This is a genomic window from Auritidibacter ignavus, from assembly GCF_029853775.1.
In the GTDB taxonomy this organism is placed as follows: Bacteria; Actinomycetota; Actinomycetes; order Actinomycetales; family Micrococcaceae; genus Auritidibacter; species Auritidibacter ignavus.
In genome coordinates, this window is record NZ_CP122564.1 from 2,181,419 (window position 1) to 2,195,825 (window position 14,407).

General features: G+C 59.1%; 14 protein-coding genes and 3 tRNA genes. 13 read left to right on the forward strand and 4 right to left on the reverse strand.

The features are described from left to right. Nucleotides 1–156: 156 nt before the first annotated feature. From QDX22_RS09900 to QDX22_RS09915, 4 genes are read left to right on the forward strand one after another with little or no spacing between them, the layout of a single operon-like run. Nucleotides 157–543: a thiamine-binding protein gene (locus tag QDX22_RS09900; RefSeq protein ID WP_110101582.1), complete on the forward strand. Its 387-nt coding sequence runs from the start codon at nucleotides 157–159 to the stop codon at nucleotides 541–543. Beyond that, the gene (locus QDX22_RS09905) at nucleotides 544–1,149 is read left to right on the forward strand and encodes a GNAT family N-acetyltransferase (RefSeq protein WP_110101547.1); all 606 of its coding nucleotides are present in this window, start codon (nucleotides 544–546) and stop codon (nucleotides 1,147–1,149) included. Next, complete coding sequence (locus QDX22_RS09910) at nucleotides 1,142–2,092, forward strand: spermidine synthase (RefSeq protein WP_199445916.1); 951 nt, start codon at nucleotides 1,142–1,144, stop codon at nucleotides 2,090–2,092. Before QDX22_RS09905 ends, QDX22_RS09910 begins: the two co-directional genes overlap by 8 nt. Beyond that, the gene (locus QDX22_RS09915; protein ID WP_110101546.1) at nucleotides 2,085–3,065 is read left to right on the forward strand and encodes a universal stress protein; all 981 of its coding nucleotides are present in this window, start codon (nucleotides 2,085–2,087) and stop codon (nucleotides 3,063–3,065) included. The genes QDX22_RS09910 and QDX22_RS09915 overlap by 8 nt, the downstream gene beginning before the upstream one ends. A gap of 138 nt (nucleotides 3,066–3,203) precedes the next feature. Here the strand turns inward: QDX22_RS09915 and QDX22_RS09920 are convergent, their stop codons facing one another. Both QDX22_RS09920 and QDX22_RS09925 read right to left on the reverse strand, forming a co-directional pair. Next, nucleotides 3,204–4,832 (reverse strand): C40 family peptidase, encoded by a 1,629-nt coding sequence (locus QDX22_RS09920; RefSeq protein ID WP_122549497.1) that lies wholly within the window; start codon nucleotides 4,830–4,832, stop codon nucleotides 3,204–3,206. A 298-nt stretch (nucleotides 4,833–5,130) separates the two neighbouring features. Continuing rightward, nucleotides 5,131–5,526: a metallopeptidase family protein gene (locus tag QDX22_RS09925; RefSeq protein ID WP_110101581.1), complete on the reverse strand. Its 396-nt coding sequence runs from the start codon at nucleotides 5,524–5,526 to the stop codon at nucleotides 5,131–5,133. 47 nt (nucleotides 5,527–5,573) lie between these two features. Here QDX22_RS09925 and QDX22_RS09930 point away from each other — a divergent pair. From QDX22_RS09930 to QDX22_RS09945, 4 genes are all read left to right on the forward strand, one after another. After that, nucleotides 5,574–5,646 (forward strand) — tRNA-Glu (locus QDX22_RS09930). Between the two features lie 72 nt (nucleotides 5,647–5,718). After that, nucleotides 5,719–5,792: transfer RNA gene (locus QDX22_RS09935), tRNA-Asp, on the forward strand. A gap of 61 nt (nucleotides 5,793–5,853) precedes the next feature. Further along, nucleotides 5,854–5,929 (forward strand) — tRNA-Phe (locus QDX22_RS09940). 229 nt (nucleotides 5,930–6,158) lie between these two features. Next, entirely contained in the window at nucleotides 6,159–7,151 is a 993-nt protein-coding gene (locus tag QDX22_RS09945) for a M23 family metallopeptidase (RefSeq protein ID WP_110099991.1), read from the forward strand. 154 nt (nucleotides 7,152–7,305) lie between these two features. Here QDX22_RS09945 and QDX22_RS09950 read toward each other — a convergent pair whose 3' ends face one another. Continuing rightward, on the reverse strand, nucleotides 7,306–7,512 hold the full coding sequence (locus tag QDX22_RS09950; protein WP_110099992.1) for a hypothetical protein: 207 nt from the start codon (nucleotides 7,510–7,512) through the stop codon (nucleotides 7,306–7,308). A 468-nt stretch (nucleotides 7,513–7,980) separates the two neighbouring features. Continuing rightward, nucleotides 7,981–9,258 (reverse strand): integrase catalytic domain-containing protein, encoded by a 1,278-nt coding sequence (locus QDX22_RS09955; protein WP_210403474.1) that lies wholly within the window; start codon nucleotides 9,256–9,258, stop codon nucleotides 7,981–7,983. 179 nt (nucleotides 9,259–9,437) lie between these two features. On the opposite strand from QDX22_RS09955, the gene QDX22_RS09960 reads away from it, so the two are divergent. The 5 genes from QDX22_RS09960 (at nucleotide 9,438) to QDX22_RS09980 (ending at nucleotide 14,400) form a co-directional block, all read left to right on the forward strand. Continuing rightward, complete coding sequence (locus QDX22_RS09960) at nucleotides 9,438–10,079, forward strand: ABC transporter permease (protein ID WP_110099074.1); 642 nt, start codon at nucleotides 9,438–9,440, stop codon at nucleotides 10,077–10,079. Then, nucleotides 10,076–11,299: an ATP-binding cassette domain-containing protein gene (locus tag QDX22_RS09965; protein WP_110101250.1), complete on the forward strand. Its 1,224-nt coding sequence runs from the start codon at nucleotides 10,076–10,078 to the stop codon at nucleotides 11,297–11,299. Before QDX22_RS09960 ends, QDX22_RS09965 begins: the two co-directional genes overlap by 4 nt. A 2-nt stretch (nucleotides 11,300–11,301) precedes the next feature. Then, the gene (locus QDX22_RS09970; protein ID WP_110101251.1) at nucleotides 11,302–12,048 is read left to right on the forward strand and encodes an ABC transporter permease; all 747 of its coding nucleotides are present in this window, start codon (nucleotides 11,302–11,304) and stop codon (nucleotides 12,046–12,048) included. Next, complete coding sequence (locus tag QDX22_RS09975) at nucleotides 12,045–13,055, forward strand: glycine betaine ABC transporter substrate-binding protein (protein ID WP_233487975.1); 1,011 nt, start codon at nucleotides 12,045–12,047, stop codon at nucleotides 13,053–13,055. The genes QDX22_RS09970 and QDX22_RS09975 overlap by 4 nt, the downstream gene beginning before the upstream one ends. A gap of 136 nt (nucleotides 13,056–13,191) precedes the next feature. Beyond that, complete coding sequence (locus QDX22_RS09980) at nucleotides 13,192–14,400, forward strand: acetyl-CoA C-acetyltransferase (protein ID WP_110101252.1); 1,209 nt, start codon at nucleotides 13,192–13,194, stop codon at nucleotides 14,398–14,400. Nucleotides 14,401–14,407 lie beyond the last annotated feature (7 nt).

A 14,407-nucleotide genomic window follows, 5' to 3' on the forward strand; every position in this document is an offset into this window, starting at 1 on the left:
ACGCATCCTCTCGACCGGTGAAACGGAGATTGGTGTGGGTCACTTCTAACTATATCGACAACACCGCCCACGCCTAAGGGGCTGGTACACAGTGCTCACGTGAGGCTTCTAACGTTAGAGATGAGAAAACCTGGGGTTGTGGGGCAGACTGGAACCATGATTATTGCATTTTCGATCACAACCTCCGGCACCGGATCGCTGGGTGCCGATGCTGCCTCCGGGTCTCCGGAAGCCACCGCTGCCGGGTCGGTCTCGCATGCTGTGGCTGAGGCCATCGCCGTGGTGCGCGCCTCCGGATTGCCCTACCGCACCTCCTCGATGTTCACCGAGATCGAAGGTGAATGGGATGAGGTCATGGGGGTTATTAAAGACTGCGTGACCGCCCTGGAACCCTACGGCTCTCGGATCTCCTTGGTGATGAAGGCCGATATCCGCCCCGGATTCACCGGTGAGCTCGATGGCAAACTGAACCGGCTGGAACACCTCCTGCAGTCGCGGGGTGAGAGTGCGCACCACTCGAGTGCACAGGGCACTACCGAGTAGATGAAACGGTTCTTCCACCGATCAGCACGCACCGAGACCGGGGCACGCTACTACGTGCGCTCGGCGGCTGAGGCCGACGTTGAGCGGGTCATTCCGGTCAAACTTGCGGTGTGGGACGAGATATATACCCCGGTATTGGGCGCTACATTCAGTGCCAAGGCCTATGCCAGCGCTGAGGGCCAGGTGGCTTTCTGGCGACGTCGCGCTCGAGCAACAGCCGATGACCCGCGGTTGTTTTTGGCCGAAGACCTCCGCGACCGGGTGCAGGGTGTCGCCACCGTGGACGAGCTGGCTGACACCACTCGCACGTGGTGCCAACGCCTGGCAGATCAGGGTGAACTACCGGAACTGGACGAAAACCCGGGCGCCTGGCCGGTGCGAGAAGTTCGGGGCGTTTATGTGCTGGCCGAATCCCGGCGTCGCGGGTTGGGCACCGCGCTGGTACAAACCGCGCTCGGCCCGCGACCCAGCGTGGCCAGGGTGTGGCGTGACCACGAGTTCTTTAGGGCTCTGGGGTATCGTCCGGTGGGGGAGCCGGTAACGGTCACCGAGGGAGACTGGGCCGGAATGACCGAACAACTCATGGTCAGGGGTGCTGATGGCTAAACGAGGCGGGCGCTCGCAGAAAACATCACCGGCCGATATCACCCCCGGCCACTACCAGATCGACAGCGGAGTCGCGGTGATCACCGAGGACCCCTTCACGGCTGGCGCCTGGCTGTTAATGATTAATGGTGCTGAATCCTCGCAGATCAATGTGGACCATCCCACCGAGCTGGGCTTTGAGTACATGCGGTGGGCGGCCGCGGTGATCACCCACCGGTTTTCGACTGACACCCGGTTACGGTTTCTGCACTTGGGCGCTGGCGGTTGCACCATGGCCCGGTGGGCGGCCGCGGTTTATCCGGACTCGCGCCAAACAGCGGTGGATGATGATGCGACCCTGGTAAACCTGGTCCGAGAACACTGTGGCCTGCCGCGAGCACCGCGGTTGACGATCCGGGCCGCTGAGGCGGGCGAGGTGTTAGCCACCGGTGCTACGGGGTCGCGGGACGTGATCTTCCGCGATGTGTTTGCCCAGGATCAGGACACCGGTCACCAGGTCACGCCCGAACATCTCACCGGGCTGGAAGCCACCGAAGAAGCAGCACGCATTCTCGGTCCCGACGGCGTGTACCTCATTAACTACGCAGGCCCAACCGGACTAGCCGATGCCCGGAGTGAAGTGGCGACACTCCGAGAGGTGTTCTCGGAGGTGATCCTGATATCCGATCCGAGTATGTTCAAATCTCGCCGGCGCGGGAACATGATCTTTGCTGCCAGCAACGCCGAGATCCCGCAAGAGGAACTCGGCGGGCTGTCTGGACTCCAGCGCGCGGTATTGGCAGATCCACTGCCGGCCCACCTGCGCTGGAAGGCCCGAGAACTGGATGACTTTTGCGCCGGTGCGGCACCGCGTACGGCCCCGTTGCGGACCAAAGTCAGTAAGCTGGAGTTAACCACAGGCAGACGCTGTGGGGATCAAGAGAAGGGTGACAATCATGAGTGACCAGAACACTGCATATCAGGGAAAAACTCATGGCGTGGTGGTCGGAGTTGACGGCTCGAAGCGGTCACTGGCCGCTGCCACCTGGGCGTTGCGGGAAGCAGAACGCACTCACCGCCCACTGACGCTCATCTCCGTCTATAGCTTGCCAATGTTTCCGTCGATGGTGATGGATTCCGCAGGCGGATCCGAACACGATAACGCGCTGGCCGATTCCGCGCGCAAGATTTTAGAAGCAACCGCCGAAAAGCTCGGACCCACCGATGTGGAGATCCGAGCAGCCACTGAGCTCGGCGATCCCGCCACGGTGCTGGTCGATTACTCCGAACACGCCGACCTGCTGGTTGCCGGCCCCCGCGGTCGAGGCGGTTTCCTCGGTCTGCTGGTGGGATCGGTGTCGCGTGGGCTCCCGGCACGCGCTAAGTGCCCGGTCGCGTTGGTGCCGAAAGGTGCTGAAGAATCCCGCGCCGGAACTGATGCACCGGTGGTGGTTGGTGCCGACGGGTCGAGGCAGGCACGACTGGCCATGCTCCGCGCCGGCGAGGAAGCCATGAATCGTGGAACCTGGGTGCGGTTAGTCACCGCCATGGCCCCGGTTTCTCCGGCCGTGGAATGGTTGCCTGCTCCCGTGGATGAAAACGCTCTCCTCGAAGAGCTTCGCGAAAAAATGGAGTACGGTCGCAACTGGTTGCAACACCATTTCCCGCAGTTACGGATTGAAGCGGAAGTCGTCGACGGCGTTCCGGTTGATGTGATGGTCAAAGAATCAGAAACCGCCCGCCTGGTCGTCGTCGGAACTCGTGGACTGGGTGGCTTCACCGGGGCACTGCTGGGTTCGACCTCTCAAGGCATCGTCTCTCACGCCAAGGGGCCGGTGCTGGTGGTGCCGGCCTACGACGATCCTCGGTTGGAAGACCGCACCGACTTTGGCCCCACCCTGGATGAGCACAAAGACAAGCGTCCGGATCATTCCTAAGATATTGTCGTTACCAGTCCTTTAACGTCTGACAGGGCGGTTGCCACATGACTGGCAACCGCCCTGCGGTGTGTGAGATGAGGTAGTAACCCCCAAGGATCCGGAGAACTTCCCCGGACTCCGGACCCCCGAGGGAATCTAGTAGCGTCCCGCTTGAGGCAGGATGTTGTGCATACCGCCGTAGTTCAAGGCAGTCACTGAAATACCCATCTGCGGGTTGCGGGCGTGGACAATCTGGTTATTACCCATGTAGATCGCCACGTGGTACACACCGGACCCAGATCCATTATTGGACCAGAACACCAGGTCACCGGGCTGCATCTGGCTCAGTGGCACGTACTGCTTGGCGGCAGCGTACTGTGCCTTCGAGCTACGGGGCAACGACTTTCCGGCGGCATTGAACGCAGCCACAGTCAGACCCGAGCAGTCATAGCCTTGGGGGCCGTTGCCGCCCCAGGAGTAATAGGTGTTGGGGTCATTGGCCTTACCCACGGCAAACTGGATTGCAGTGCTGGCCCAACCGGAGGACGAGGAGGACCCTGCCGTGCCGGTGGACGGGGATTTCGACGGAGCCTTAGACGGAGACTTCTTCGGGGCAGACTTCGTCGGCGACGGCGAGCTTGACGCGCGACCGTTTGAGGAGGAAGCTGAGCCCGACCGAGACGGTGCCGAGGAGCTCTGGGTGGGAGACGGGCTAGCCGGTGCGGAAGAGCTCTGGGTGGGAGACGGGCTAGCCGGTGCGGAAGAGCTCTGGGTGGGCGACGGGCTGGCCGGTGCCGAAGAGGTCTGCGTGGGAGACGGGCTAGCCGGAGCCGAGCTAGGGGTCTCGGACGGGGTTGCCGACGGCGTCGGTTCTTCCGTGGTCTCTGACGGGGTGGGTTCTTCGGTGACCGGAGTAGGTTCGGCCTCAACGGCCGGCTGTGTCGATGCGGGGGAACTCTGCTCGGTCTCCCGCGCGTCGATTTGCCCCAGAACACGGTCTAGCTCGGCGGCCCATTGTTCTTCCTCGATCTCGTCAATTCTTTCGGCAGCCTCTTCTTCTGGGATGCCCTCTAGCTCTGCCCACGCCTTGATGAGATCAGAACGAAGTTTGTCGAGCTCTTGGCGCTCTTCTTCGTAGCGACGGGCTTCCTCTTCACGTTCTGCCTGAGCACGAGCTTCCTCTTCGGCCTTTTGTTCGGCGTCTGCTTCCTTGGCTTCGGCGTTTGCCAGCAGACTATCGGCTTCGTTGGCTTGGCGGACAGCTTCTTGTCCTTCACGAGCCTGACGATTAGCGAGGTTTTCGGCGGTCGAACGCTGGCTGAGGCTATCTTCATCGCCCAGCATCAGGTCGCTCGCCGAACCGTTACCGTTGCGGTACATCTCACCGGCGGCTGCGCCGACAGCTTCTTCGGAGTCTGAGGCTTGCTCAGCTGCATTTTCCGCAGCCTTTCGGGCATCTTCAGCGTCACGACGTGCAGCTGCCGCCGCTTCTGACATCGAGCGGGCGTTCTCATTAGCTTCCAGAGCGGCTGCCTCGATATCGGCGAATCGCTCGGAGGTCTTCAAGATGGAATCGATGAGTCGCTGGCGCATCTGATCCCGATTGGCATCTGACGTTTTGGCTTGGTCGATCTCTTGCGAGCTCGGAACTTTCGGTAGATCAGCGGCGTCATGCTGGCGAGAGGCGTCAGCATCCAACATATTTGGTACTGCGGCCGCGGCGACTGCGGTTGCGGTGACAATGGCCACCGAGGCGGTAACCCCAATTAGACGGCGAGATTTCACGACAACGTCCTCATTCTCTGGCAAGTGATTCGGGCAGTGAGGTCGAGATCATTTCTTCACCGTTGCGTCACGAGATCATTACGATTCGGATCTGTCACTACGACACGCCGAAGAAATGCCAACTTCTTGGTCCAGAATAGTTGCACAATTGTCACAAATGCAACAAGAACCCCAGGAATAACATAAATAACAACGGTGTAATTTAGGATTGAATGACCGTGGAATTCGCGAGTTTCTGCGGTTTTGGCATCGTTTCGTGACCTTTTGCACGCCAGGCAGAAACGGGTAGAGCAGTGGTCTATCCCCAGCCCCAGGCGTGCAGTTGTTCGTCGCTAATACCGAAGTAGTGGGCGATTTCGTGCATCACGGTGATGCGGATTTGCCGAGCGAGCTCTTCGTAAGATGAGACCATGCGCTCGAGCGGATTCTTGAAGATCGTCAGATGGTCAGGCATGCCCAGTGGGTCGTCGCCACGCTCATCGAGCGGTACCCCTTCATAGAGTCCGAGGAGTTCGGGCTGTGGCTCTTCGTCGGGGAGTGGCTCGTATTCGTCGGCGACAAAGATCACGATGTTATCCAAAAGATTGCGCACTTGCTCAGGGAGCTCCTCGAGGGCAGCTTCAACGATCGCGTCGAATTCGGCGTTAGATAATGGCTCGATTTGCACACTGTAGAGTTTTCGTCGTAAACTCATGGAGGTCAAGTTCACGGGACATCTGTGGAGTCTCACGAATTTGCCAGGCCCCCATCGTCTAGCGGCCTAGGACACCGCCCTTTCACGGCGGCGGCACGGGTTCGAATCCCGTTGGGGGTACGACTGAAAGACTGTTGATTGACACGATTTCAGTGAGTGGGAAATCTCTGATACTGTAGGTTCCTGTTCAATGGCCCTGTAGCGCAGTTGGTTAGCGCGCCGCCCTGTCACGGCGGAGGTCGCGGGTTCAAGTCCCGTCAGGGTCGCGGATGCGAGAGCCTGTCCAATCGGACAGGCTCTTTGTCCAAGAGTGAATACCACTCAACAGGCTCTGTAGCTCAGTTGGTAGAGCGTTCGACTGAAAATCGAAAGGTCACCGGATCGACGCCGGTCGGAGCCACCAAAACCCTCGCCTAGCGCGGGGGTTTTGCTTTTACCCCGTATCTCGGATCGATCATCGCGCCCTCACAGCATTGGAACTGGTGGAACACATACGGTGCGTTTCGACCGTTTCTGGCTGATCGCTGTCACTCGGGCCCGGGGCAACGTGACTGATGTCGCCAGGTGGACCCTGATGGTAGGCTTCGTCGAAGAGTGGCGCGCATCACGACAGAGAATGAGGGCTGGTCGAGATGAAACGGGGTAAGGCCGTCAGCACAGACGGTACCGAGGCGGACCACCATTCTAGGGGCGCCAGTGCCCCAGCAGTGCACCGGCTGCGTCGGATACTGTCCACCCTGCGTCCGTTGTGGCGGATGCTGATACTAGCGGGGCTACTACTGATCGTGGCTGACCTGACTGGCTTGTTTAATCCACCGGGCGGTTTCGGCTGGGTTCTCGCTGTCATGATGCTGGTTCTTACCGGGTGCCTGCTGGCCGGAATTGCCCCGGTGACGCCGGCTCGTGCACCCGTTGTGGTTCAGCCTCCAGTGCGCGGACGGTGGCTGGCAGTCAATAGCCCCGGTCAGCAACTGCCCAGTCACGGTACGGCGACACGTGGACAATTCAGCGCCGTGGATCTGGTCCATCCCTCCGTTGCCGAAGACATGACCACAACGATCAACCCGGCCGATGTACGTTTGGTCGGACGTGGAACGCGCCCCGAGGAGTTCACCTGTTTCGGTGAGCCCGTGTACGCGATCGCGGATGGAACAGTGCTTCAGGCGGCTGATCGGCAACGCGACAAGCGGGCGCGCGACACCTGGCTCGGGCGGACCTTGATGCTCCTTCTTGAGGGCCCGGCCAGCGAATTTTTTGGCGGATATCGAGCCATATTCGGCAATCGCGTGGTGGTTCAACACGATGACGGAACCTTCGCAGCGTACGCGCACTTGCGCCGTGACTCCGTGGTGGTGGTTCCGGGACAGCGAGTGAGAGCCGGGGAACAGCTGGCCGAGGTGGGCAATACCGGAAACACCACCGAGCCGCACCTGCATGTACAACTAATGGATCGGGGGTCAGTGGATGCGGCTGCGGGGTTACCCTTCGTTTGGTCGAGTGTTGAGCTGGGCGATCTGGATCCAGCATGGAAGCCCTTTGCTAAAGACCGCGCGGCAAATGCCGTGACCGAGATGCCTCGAAACGGGCAGATTTTTCAGGTCGTCGAATTCGGCTCGGTCGGGTAGGGTGGCCTCCACGACCCATCGCCGATCGAGCATTCCCGCAAAATACGCAAAATCAACGGTTGATCATCGATCACGACCGCCGCAGTAGCGGTCTCGTTGTACGGGGGGTCGCCTCGTGGTCAGTTCCGGGGCCGTGGTGTCGGCCTCGGAAAACTCAGCGTTCTGTGCTACTCAGCAACGGTATGACTGCTTTGAGCACGCACCATGTGGCCACCATCATCCCAACGAACCAGGCAATAGCGCTCACCATCATATCGCTGAGAGCACCAGATAGCTGGAGCCCGATCAGAACCACCATGTGGATGCCTGCCAGGATGAACAGACCGATGCTTTGCTGAGTTGATTCGCTCTTTTCTTCCAAGCGTTTCTCCCGTTGTTTCTCATGGACGCATCTCGCCCTGCCATCTTGTTAATCGATCGTAAGTTGCGCGAGGACACCGAGGCAACGGTCAGAGCAGGGAAACGCTCGAATACCTCCAGAAGCTCTCGGGTGGCGTTCTCGCGTTGAGCGGTGAGCACATCCAGTTCATAGGGGCCTAGCTCATCTGGCTGTTCCAGGTCGATGGACTGCACGCGTTTCAAGAGGAACGAGTGGTGACCGGATCGTGCAACGATTTAGAGATCCTTCCAATGCATGTCCCTCTAGTCAGCGCTCGCCACCGGTCCCGTGCCCACGGTTCGCTTGTTAAACGGCGAAGCGAGGGCGGGGGGCGTAGTGCCTCATGTCAAACTGAGCGCGAAGGGTAAGTCGTGCCTCACAGATCGTGAGCGCGAGAGGTCGCGTGGCTGCAGTGTCGTGCCTCAGCTAGTTTGAGCGCGAAAACTTGGGTTAGCTGGCTTTGGTGCGGATGCCGGTGGTGCGGCGTTTTTGCCGGGCCTGGTGCTTGCTGTCGAGGTCGGCGGCGATGGTGAGGGTTTTGTCTTTGGCCAGGCTGATCAGCCGGTCTTGGTAGGTCAGGATTTGGCGGGTCAGCTGGGCTGGATTGATCCTGCGGTAGATGGCCGCTAGCTCTTCTTGTTGGGCGGTGGAGAGGATCCCGGCATCCAGCAGCCGGTGGTAGGGAGTCTTGGGTTTGTCATAGAGGCGTTTGCGCCGCCCGCTGGCGTCTTGGGTCCAGCCGGTGGGTTTTTTGGTGGCGGTGAAGTAGTTGAGTTTCAAACCCACCACCTGCCATAGGGCCGCCAGGATGGCGCGTTGATCTGCGGTGTCGTACCGGTAGTGAAACCCAAATTTTCGCACGGCGTGGTTGTTTTTGGATTCCACGGTGGCTTGATCATTTTTTTGATACGGCCGGCCCCGGGTGAAAAAGATCAACCGGTCAGCAGCCCAGTGCATGACTTCGTGGTTGATGAACTCTGACCCGTTGTCACAATCTAAGCCCGCGATCCCATAGGGGATGGCGGCTGCGGCCCGGTCCAATCCTGCCAGGATGTGCACTTGGGCGTTATGACGGAGCACTTCTAGGTGCACCCACCCGGTGCGCACATCAGTCATGGTTAGGGTGCGGGCGAATTCGCCTTGCAGGGTTGGCCCGCAATGGGCCACCGTGTCGGTTTCGAAAAACCCTGGTTCGTCTTCGACCTCATCGCCGGCTTGTCGCACCGTAATCGAGTTGCGCAACAAGGCCCCAGGCTTGGTCGTAGCGATGCCTTTGAGGCGTAACCGGTCGCGTTCGGCCTTGAGATACCGGTCAATCGTGGCGGCACTCATGGCCACCAGCTGGGCACGCACCGTGGGGTTATACCCGGAGCGGCCAAACGCCAACTCATCGTGGGCTTCTAACGCGTCTAACCAGTCTTCCATCACCGGTTTCATGTATTTGCCCGAGGGCATGCCCATCAACCGCCACACCCGGATCAACTGCTTTTTCGCATTCGCCGAATACTTCGTGGGTTTATGCTTTCGACGGTCAATGCGCACCACGTTTTTGACCCCGATGGTCTGCGACGTCAGATACCGCCTGGCCGTGGACCGGCCCAACCCAGTGGAAGCACAAAACTGATCTAAAATCGCTGACTTCTCCGCCTTGGACCCCGTGCGATAATCCCTACGTAATTGCTTGGTGACTTCAATCCGAGCACTCATCGAGACAATGTCCTTATCCATGCGTTCACACTATGGCTTCGCGCTCACGATACGTGAGGCACGACCTGAGCTACGCGCTCAATATCAATAAGGTACGTCGGGGGGTTGAATAAGAAAATATCACTCCGTTAAACTCGCCCTGCGACGACCTGAGGGTGACGCATGACGTCTCATGGATTCCTTGGAAGGCGGTCCTGAATGTGCTTGAGTTTCTAACTTCGCGGTGGGGAGATATTCTTTTTCGCTCCTACCAACACGCCAGCTTAGTGGTTCAAGCGCTGATCTTAGCCACGATTATTGCTTTAGTGATCGCAATGTTGGTGTCGTCACGGCCGTGGGGTGCTTCGGTTGCGAACGCTCTGAGCTCTATCGGGTTGACCGTGCCCTCACTGGCCTTGCTTGGGCTGGTGATTCCCATCGTGGGTATCGGTACTTTACCGTCGGTGGTCTTGGTGACCTTTTACGCGATCCTGCCGATCATGCGAAATGCCATTGTCGGCTTGCAAGCCATAGATCCGCTGGTTGTCGAGTCCGCCCGTGGTCAAGGGATGGGGCCTGCGGCGGTGTTGTTTCGAGTGCGGTTGCCACTGGCCTGGCCGATCATTATGACCGGCGTGCGAGTCTCTGCTCAGATGTCCATGGGTGTAGCCGCCATCGCGGCCTATGCCCTAGGACCTGGACTGGGTGGATACATTTTCTCGGGCCTCAGTCAAATTGGAGGGGCAAACGCGGTGTACTACGCCTTGGTCGGCACTTTTGGCATCGTGATCGTGGCGCTCATTCTTGACCTCTTACTCATGGGTCTGACCCGGCTCACCACTTCGAAGGGACAAAAAGCATGACAGAGTCACAGCGTCATCACGAATCCAACCGCGGCGTTGAGATCGAACTTCGCAAGGTTTCCAAACGGTACCCCGGGCAGAAAAATCCTGCCGTCCAGGAGATGGACCTCGTCATTCCTGCCGGTGAGATGGTGATGTTTGTTGGGCCATCGGGATGTGGGAAAACCACCACGTTGAAGATGATCAATCGACTGATCGAACCAAGCGCTGGCACGATTCTGATTGACGGGGACGATGTGACCAACCACAATCCCACGAGGTTGCGTCGCAATATCGGCTACGTGATTCAGGGCGGTGGGATGTTGCCGCACCTGACTGTGGGCGCCAATATTGGCCTCGTCCCGGGGCTACTCAAGTGGGATAAGAAGCGGATCCGCGCCCGAGTAGATGAGCTTCTGGACATGGTGGGGCTTGACCCGCAGATTTACCGTGACCGCTATCCGAGGGAACTCTCCGGCGGACAGCAACAGCGTGTGGGTGTGGCGCGTGGACTGGCTGCTGATCCCCCGATCGTGCTGATGGATGAGCCGTTCGGCGCGGTTGACCCGGTGACGCGCTCGCGGTTGCAGGATGAACTTATGCGGATTCAGTCTGAACTGCAGAAGACTATCGTGTGCGTGACTCACGATATAGATGAAGCGATCAAACTGGGTGACCGGATGGTGATTTTCCAACCAGGAGCCACGATCGCGCAGTACGACACGCCAGAAAAGGTTCTCGCCGCACCGGCCAGCGATTTTGTCGACGATTTCATCGGTGCTGGATCCACTTTAAAACAGCTCAGCTTACGGCGGGTTGACGAACTTGGGTTGTCGCATCCACCCACAGCCCGGATTGGCGAGTCTGTGGATGAGGTAGTGCAACGGGCCACAGTAGAGGGAGCGAGTGCTGTTGTGATCCTTAATGAGCGTGACGAGCCCCGTGACTGGGTCAGCCTGCGCACGCTCCAACGACAGGCTACGGTGCCAGATCCCAAGGCGGATTTGCAGACCGTCATCGACCACCGGTCAACTCTCAATGACGCGCTCGACGCAATGCTCACCTCCTCCCACGGTGGTGCCATGGTGGTCAAGCGTGGCACCTACCAGGGTGTGTTGCTTTATGAGACGGTGACGGATTATGTCCGCGCCCTGAATGAACAGGTTGCGCAGCCGGTACACGACGAGCAACAGCCCGGTTCATCCGACAATCTGACTGACGATGTGCGGGGAGTGAACTGATCATGTGGCGAAGGCTTTCTCGCGAAGACAAAATCTTGCTGGCGGGTATCCCGGTGCTCGTGATCATCTTGCTGGGGGGCTGGCTGGTCTGGCAAGCGGCCGCAACTTTGGACGATATTGAAGCCCGTACCTTGGACCTCTCCAACGTGGCGGTCATGGCGGGCGAGCACGTTGTACTGGTCTTGGTCTGCACCATTGTTGTAGTACTCACCGCGATTCCCGTCGGAATTCTCCTCACGCGCGGTAGCTTACGCCGGCTGGCAACTCCGGTGACCTTCATTGCCAATATGGGACAGGCAGCACCGGTGATCGGTGTGATCGTGCTACTGGCTATGTGGTGGGGATTCGGGGCGACAACTGCTGTTGTATCGCTGTGGATCTACGCTTTCTTGCCCGTGCTGGCCAATACGATTGCAGCCTTGCGCTCCGTTGACCCCGAACTTATTGAGGTTGCCAGGGGGATTTCGATGTCTCCGTGGCAAGTTCTCTTCAGAGTCGAGCTACCGATGGCACTACCAGTGATCATGGTGGGGGTGCGCACAGCACTCGTGCTATTGGTGGGTGCTGGGGCCTTCGCGACTTTTATTGACGCTGGTGGCCTCGGGACACTCATCACCACCGGAATCAGCCTGTACCGGTTTCCCATTCTGATTTCGGGTGCCCTGTTGATTGGTACTCTAGCCCTGCTGATCGAATGGGTGGGAAGACTGTGCGAAGCGATCTTGGCTCCGAAGGGGGTGACTGCGTGAAACGGTCAATGTCGTTGAAGATGTTGCTTCGGGTCGCTAAACGTCGAGCTGTTATCGGCGTGAGTAGTCTCGGGCTCATCGGAAGCCTGGTCCTGTCCGGTTGTGGTTTGGGTACTGCCGGCGGTTACACTCCCTCGGGGACGCTGACCGGTGAGGTCGCCGACATTAGCCTTGACGGTGCCAGTATTTCCGTTGGTTCCAAGAACTTCACCGAGCAAATCCTTCTGGGCAAGATCGCTGTGGTGCTACTGCAGTCAGCGGGGGCTGACGTTCAGGACCTGACGAATATTCCCGGCTCGACCTCGGTTCGCCAGGCCCAGTTGACAGGTGATGTTGACCTCACCTTGGAATATACAGGGACAGCCTGGATCACATATATGGGGCACACTGATCCGATACCCGATTCCCAGGAACAATACGAAGCTGTGCGGGACGCGGACAAGTCCAACGGGCTAACGTGGTACGAGCCCGCTGACATGAACAACACGTATACAATGGCTGTGCGCAGGGAGACGGCTGAAGAATACGGGGTCTCATCCCTGGACGATATGACGAAGCTCCCCGAGGCAGAACAAACATTTTGTGTGGATGCCGAGTTCCAGGCTCGCAATGATGGGTTTATCCCGATGCTGGAGGAATACGGGATGGATGAACCTCCTTCTGAACAGGTGTCGATTATCGACACCGGAGCGATCTATGCGGCCCTTGCTAACGGAACCTGTACCTTCGGTGAGGTATTTTTCACCGACGGTCGTATTAAGGCGTTGGACCTGGTAGCGCTGGAAGACCCGCGGGGATTTTTCCCCAAATACAACATGGCACCGGTCGTTGACAGTGAGCTCGCCGAGCAATATCCCCAGCTTGAAGACCTCTTTGCGCCGGTCGTCGCTGACCTAGACAATGACCGGATGCAGGAACTTAATGCCCGCGTGGACGTGGACGGAGAAGATTACGGTGACGTGGCCTATGAATACCTTAAAGATTTGGGAGTAGTCACCGACAGCTAGGGAGCGGACGGCATGACAACGTCCGCTAAAACGTTGTCTCGGGCTCAGCTACCTGTAACTCGAGTTGCAGGTATGAGACGCTATCCTCAATACTGTTGGTTGAGTCCTAGCTCACAGAAAAGGAAAAGGAAGGTCCATGCCCGAGGCATATATCTATGATGCCGTGCGAACTCCGCGCGGGAAGAATAAGAACGGGTCGTTGCACTCGGTGAAACCCATCGACCTGGTGGTGGGCTTGATCGAGGCTATCCAAGAACGCAACCCCTCGTTAGATCCACAACTCATTGACGACATTGTCCTGGGCGTGGTCTCCCCGGTTGGAGACCAGGGTGGAGATATCGCTCGCGCCGCTGCCCTGGCTTCGTCCCTACCTGACACGGCGGCTGGTGTGCAGGTCAACCGGTTCTGCGCCTCCGGCCTCGAAGCTGTGAACCTGGCCGCCCAGAAGATCGGCTCCGGCTTCGAAGATCTCGTGCTGGCCGGCGGCGTGGAATCCATGTCGCGGGTGCCACTGGGTGCTGACGGTGGCCCGTACTCTCAGGACCCCGCCACCGCCTATGACTCCTACTTCGTGCCCCAGGGTATCTCCGCAGACTTGATTGCCACGGTGGAAGGTTTCAGCCGCGAAGACGTCGACACCTACGCCGCTCGTTCCCAGCAGCGGGCTGAGACCGCGTGGCAAGAAGGTCGCTTCGACCGCTCGATCGTGCCGGTGAAAGACATCAACGGTCATGTGCTGCTCGACCACGATGAACACCGCCGTCCCGGCTCCACCGTGGAATCCCTGGGCGAACTGCCCGCCAGTTTCGCCAAGATCGGTGCCCAGGCTGGTTTCGATGACGTTGCCTTGCAGAAATACCACTGGTTGGAGCGGATCAACCACGTCCACGGTCCCGGTAACTCTTCCGGCATCGTTGACGGCTCCGCCCTGGTGTTGCTCGGTTCTGCCGAGATCGGTGAGAAGCTGGGCCTGACCCCGCGCGCCAAGATTATTCAGACGGCGGTCACCGGGTCGGAACCGACCATCATGCTCACCGGCCCGACCCCGGCCACTGAGAAAGCACTGGCCAAGGCGGGTCTGAGCGTGGACGATATTGACCTGTTCGAACTCAATGAGGCCTTCGCCGCTGTGGTGATGAAGTGGCAGAAGGAGCTGGGCGTTCCGGATGAAAAGGTCAACGTCAACGGTGGTGCCATCGCCATGGGCCATCCATTGGGTGCGACCGGCGCGATGATTTTGGGTACGTTGCTCGATGAGCTCGAGCGCACCGACCAGCAGCGCGGTCTGGCCACCCTGTGCATCGGTGGCGGCATGGGTATTGCGACCATTATCGAGCGAGTCTAAGGGGAAC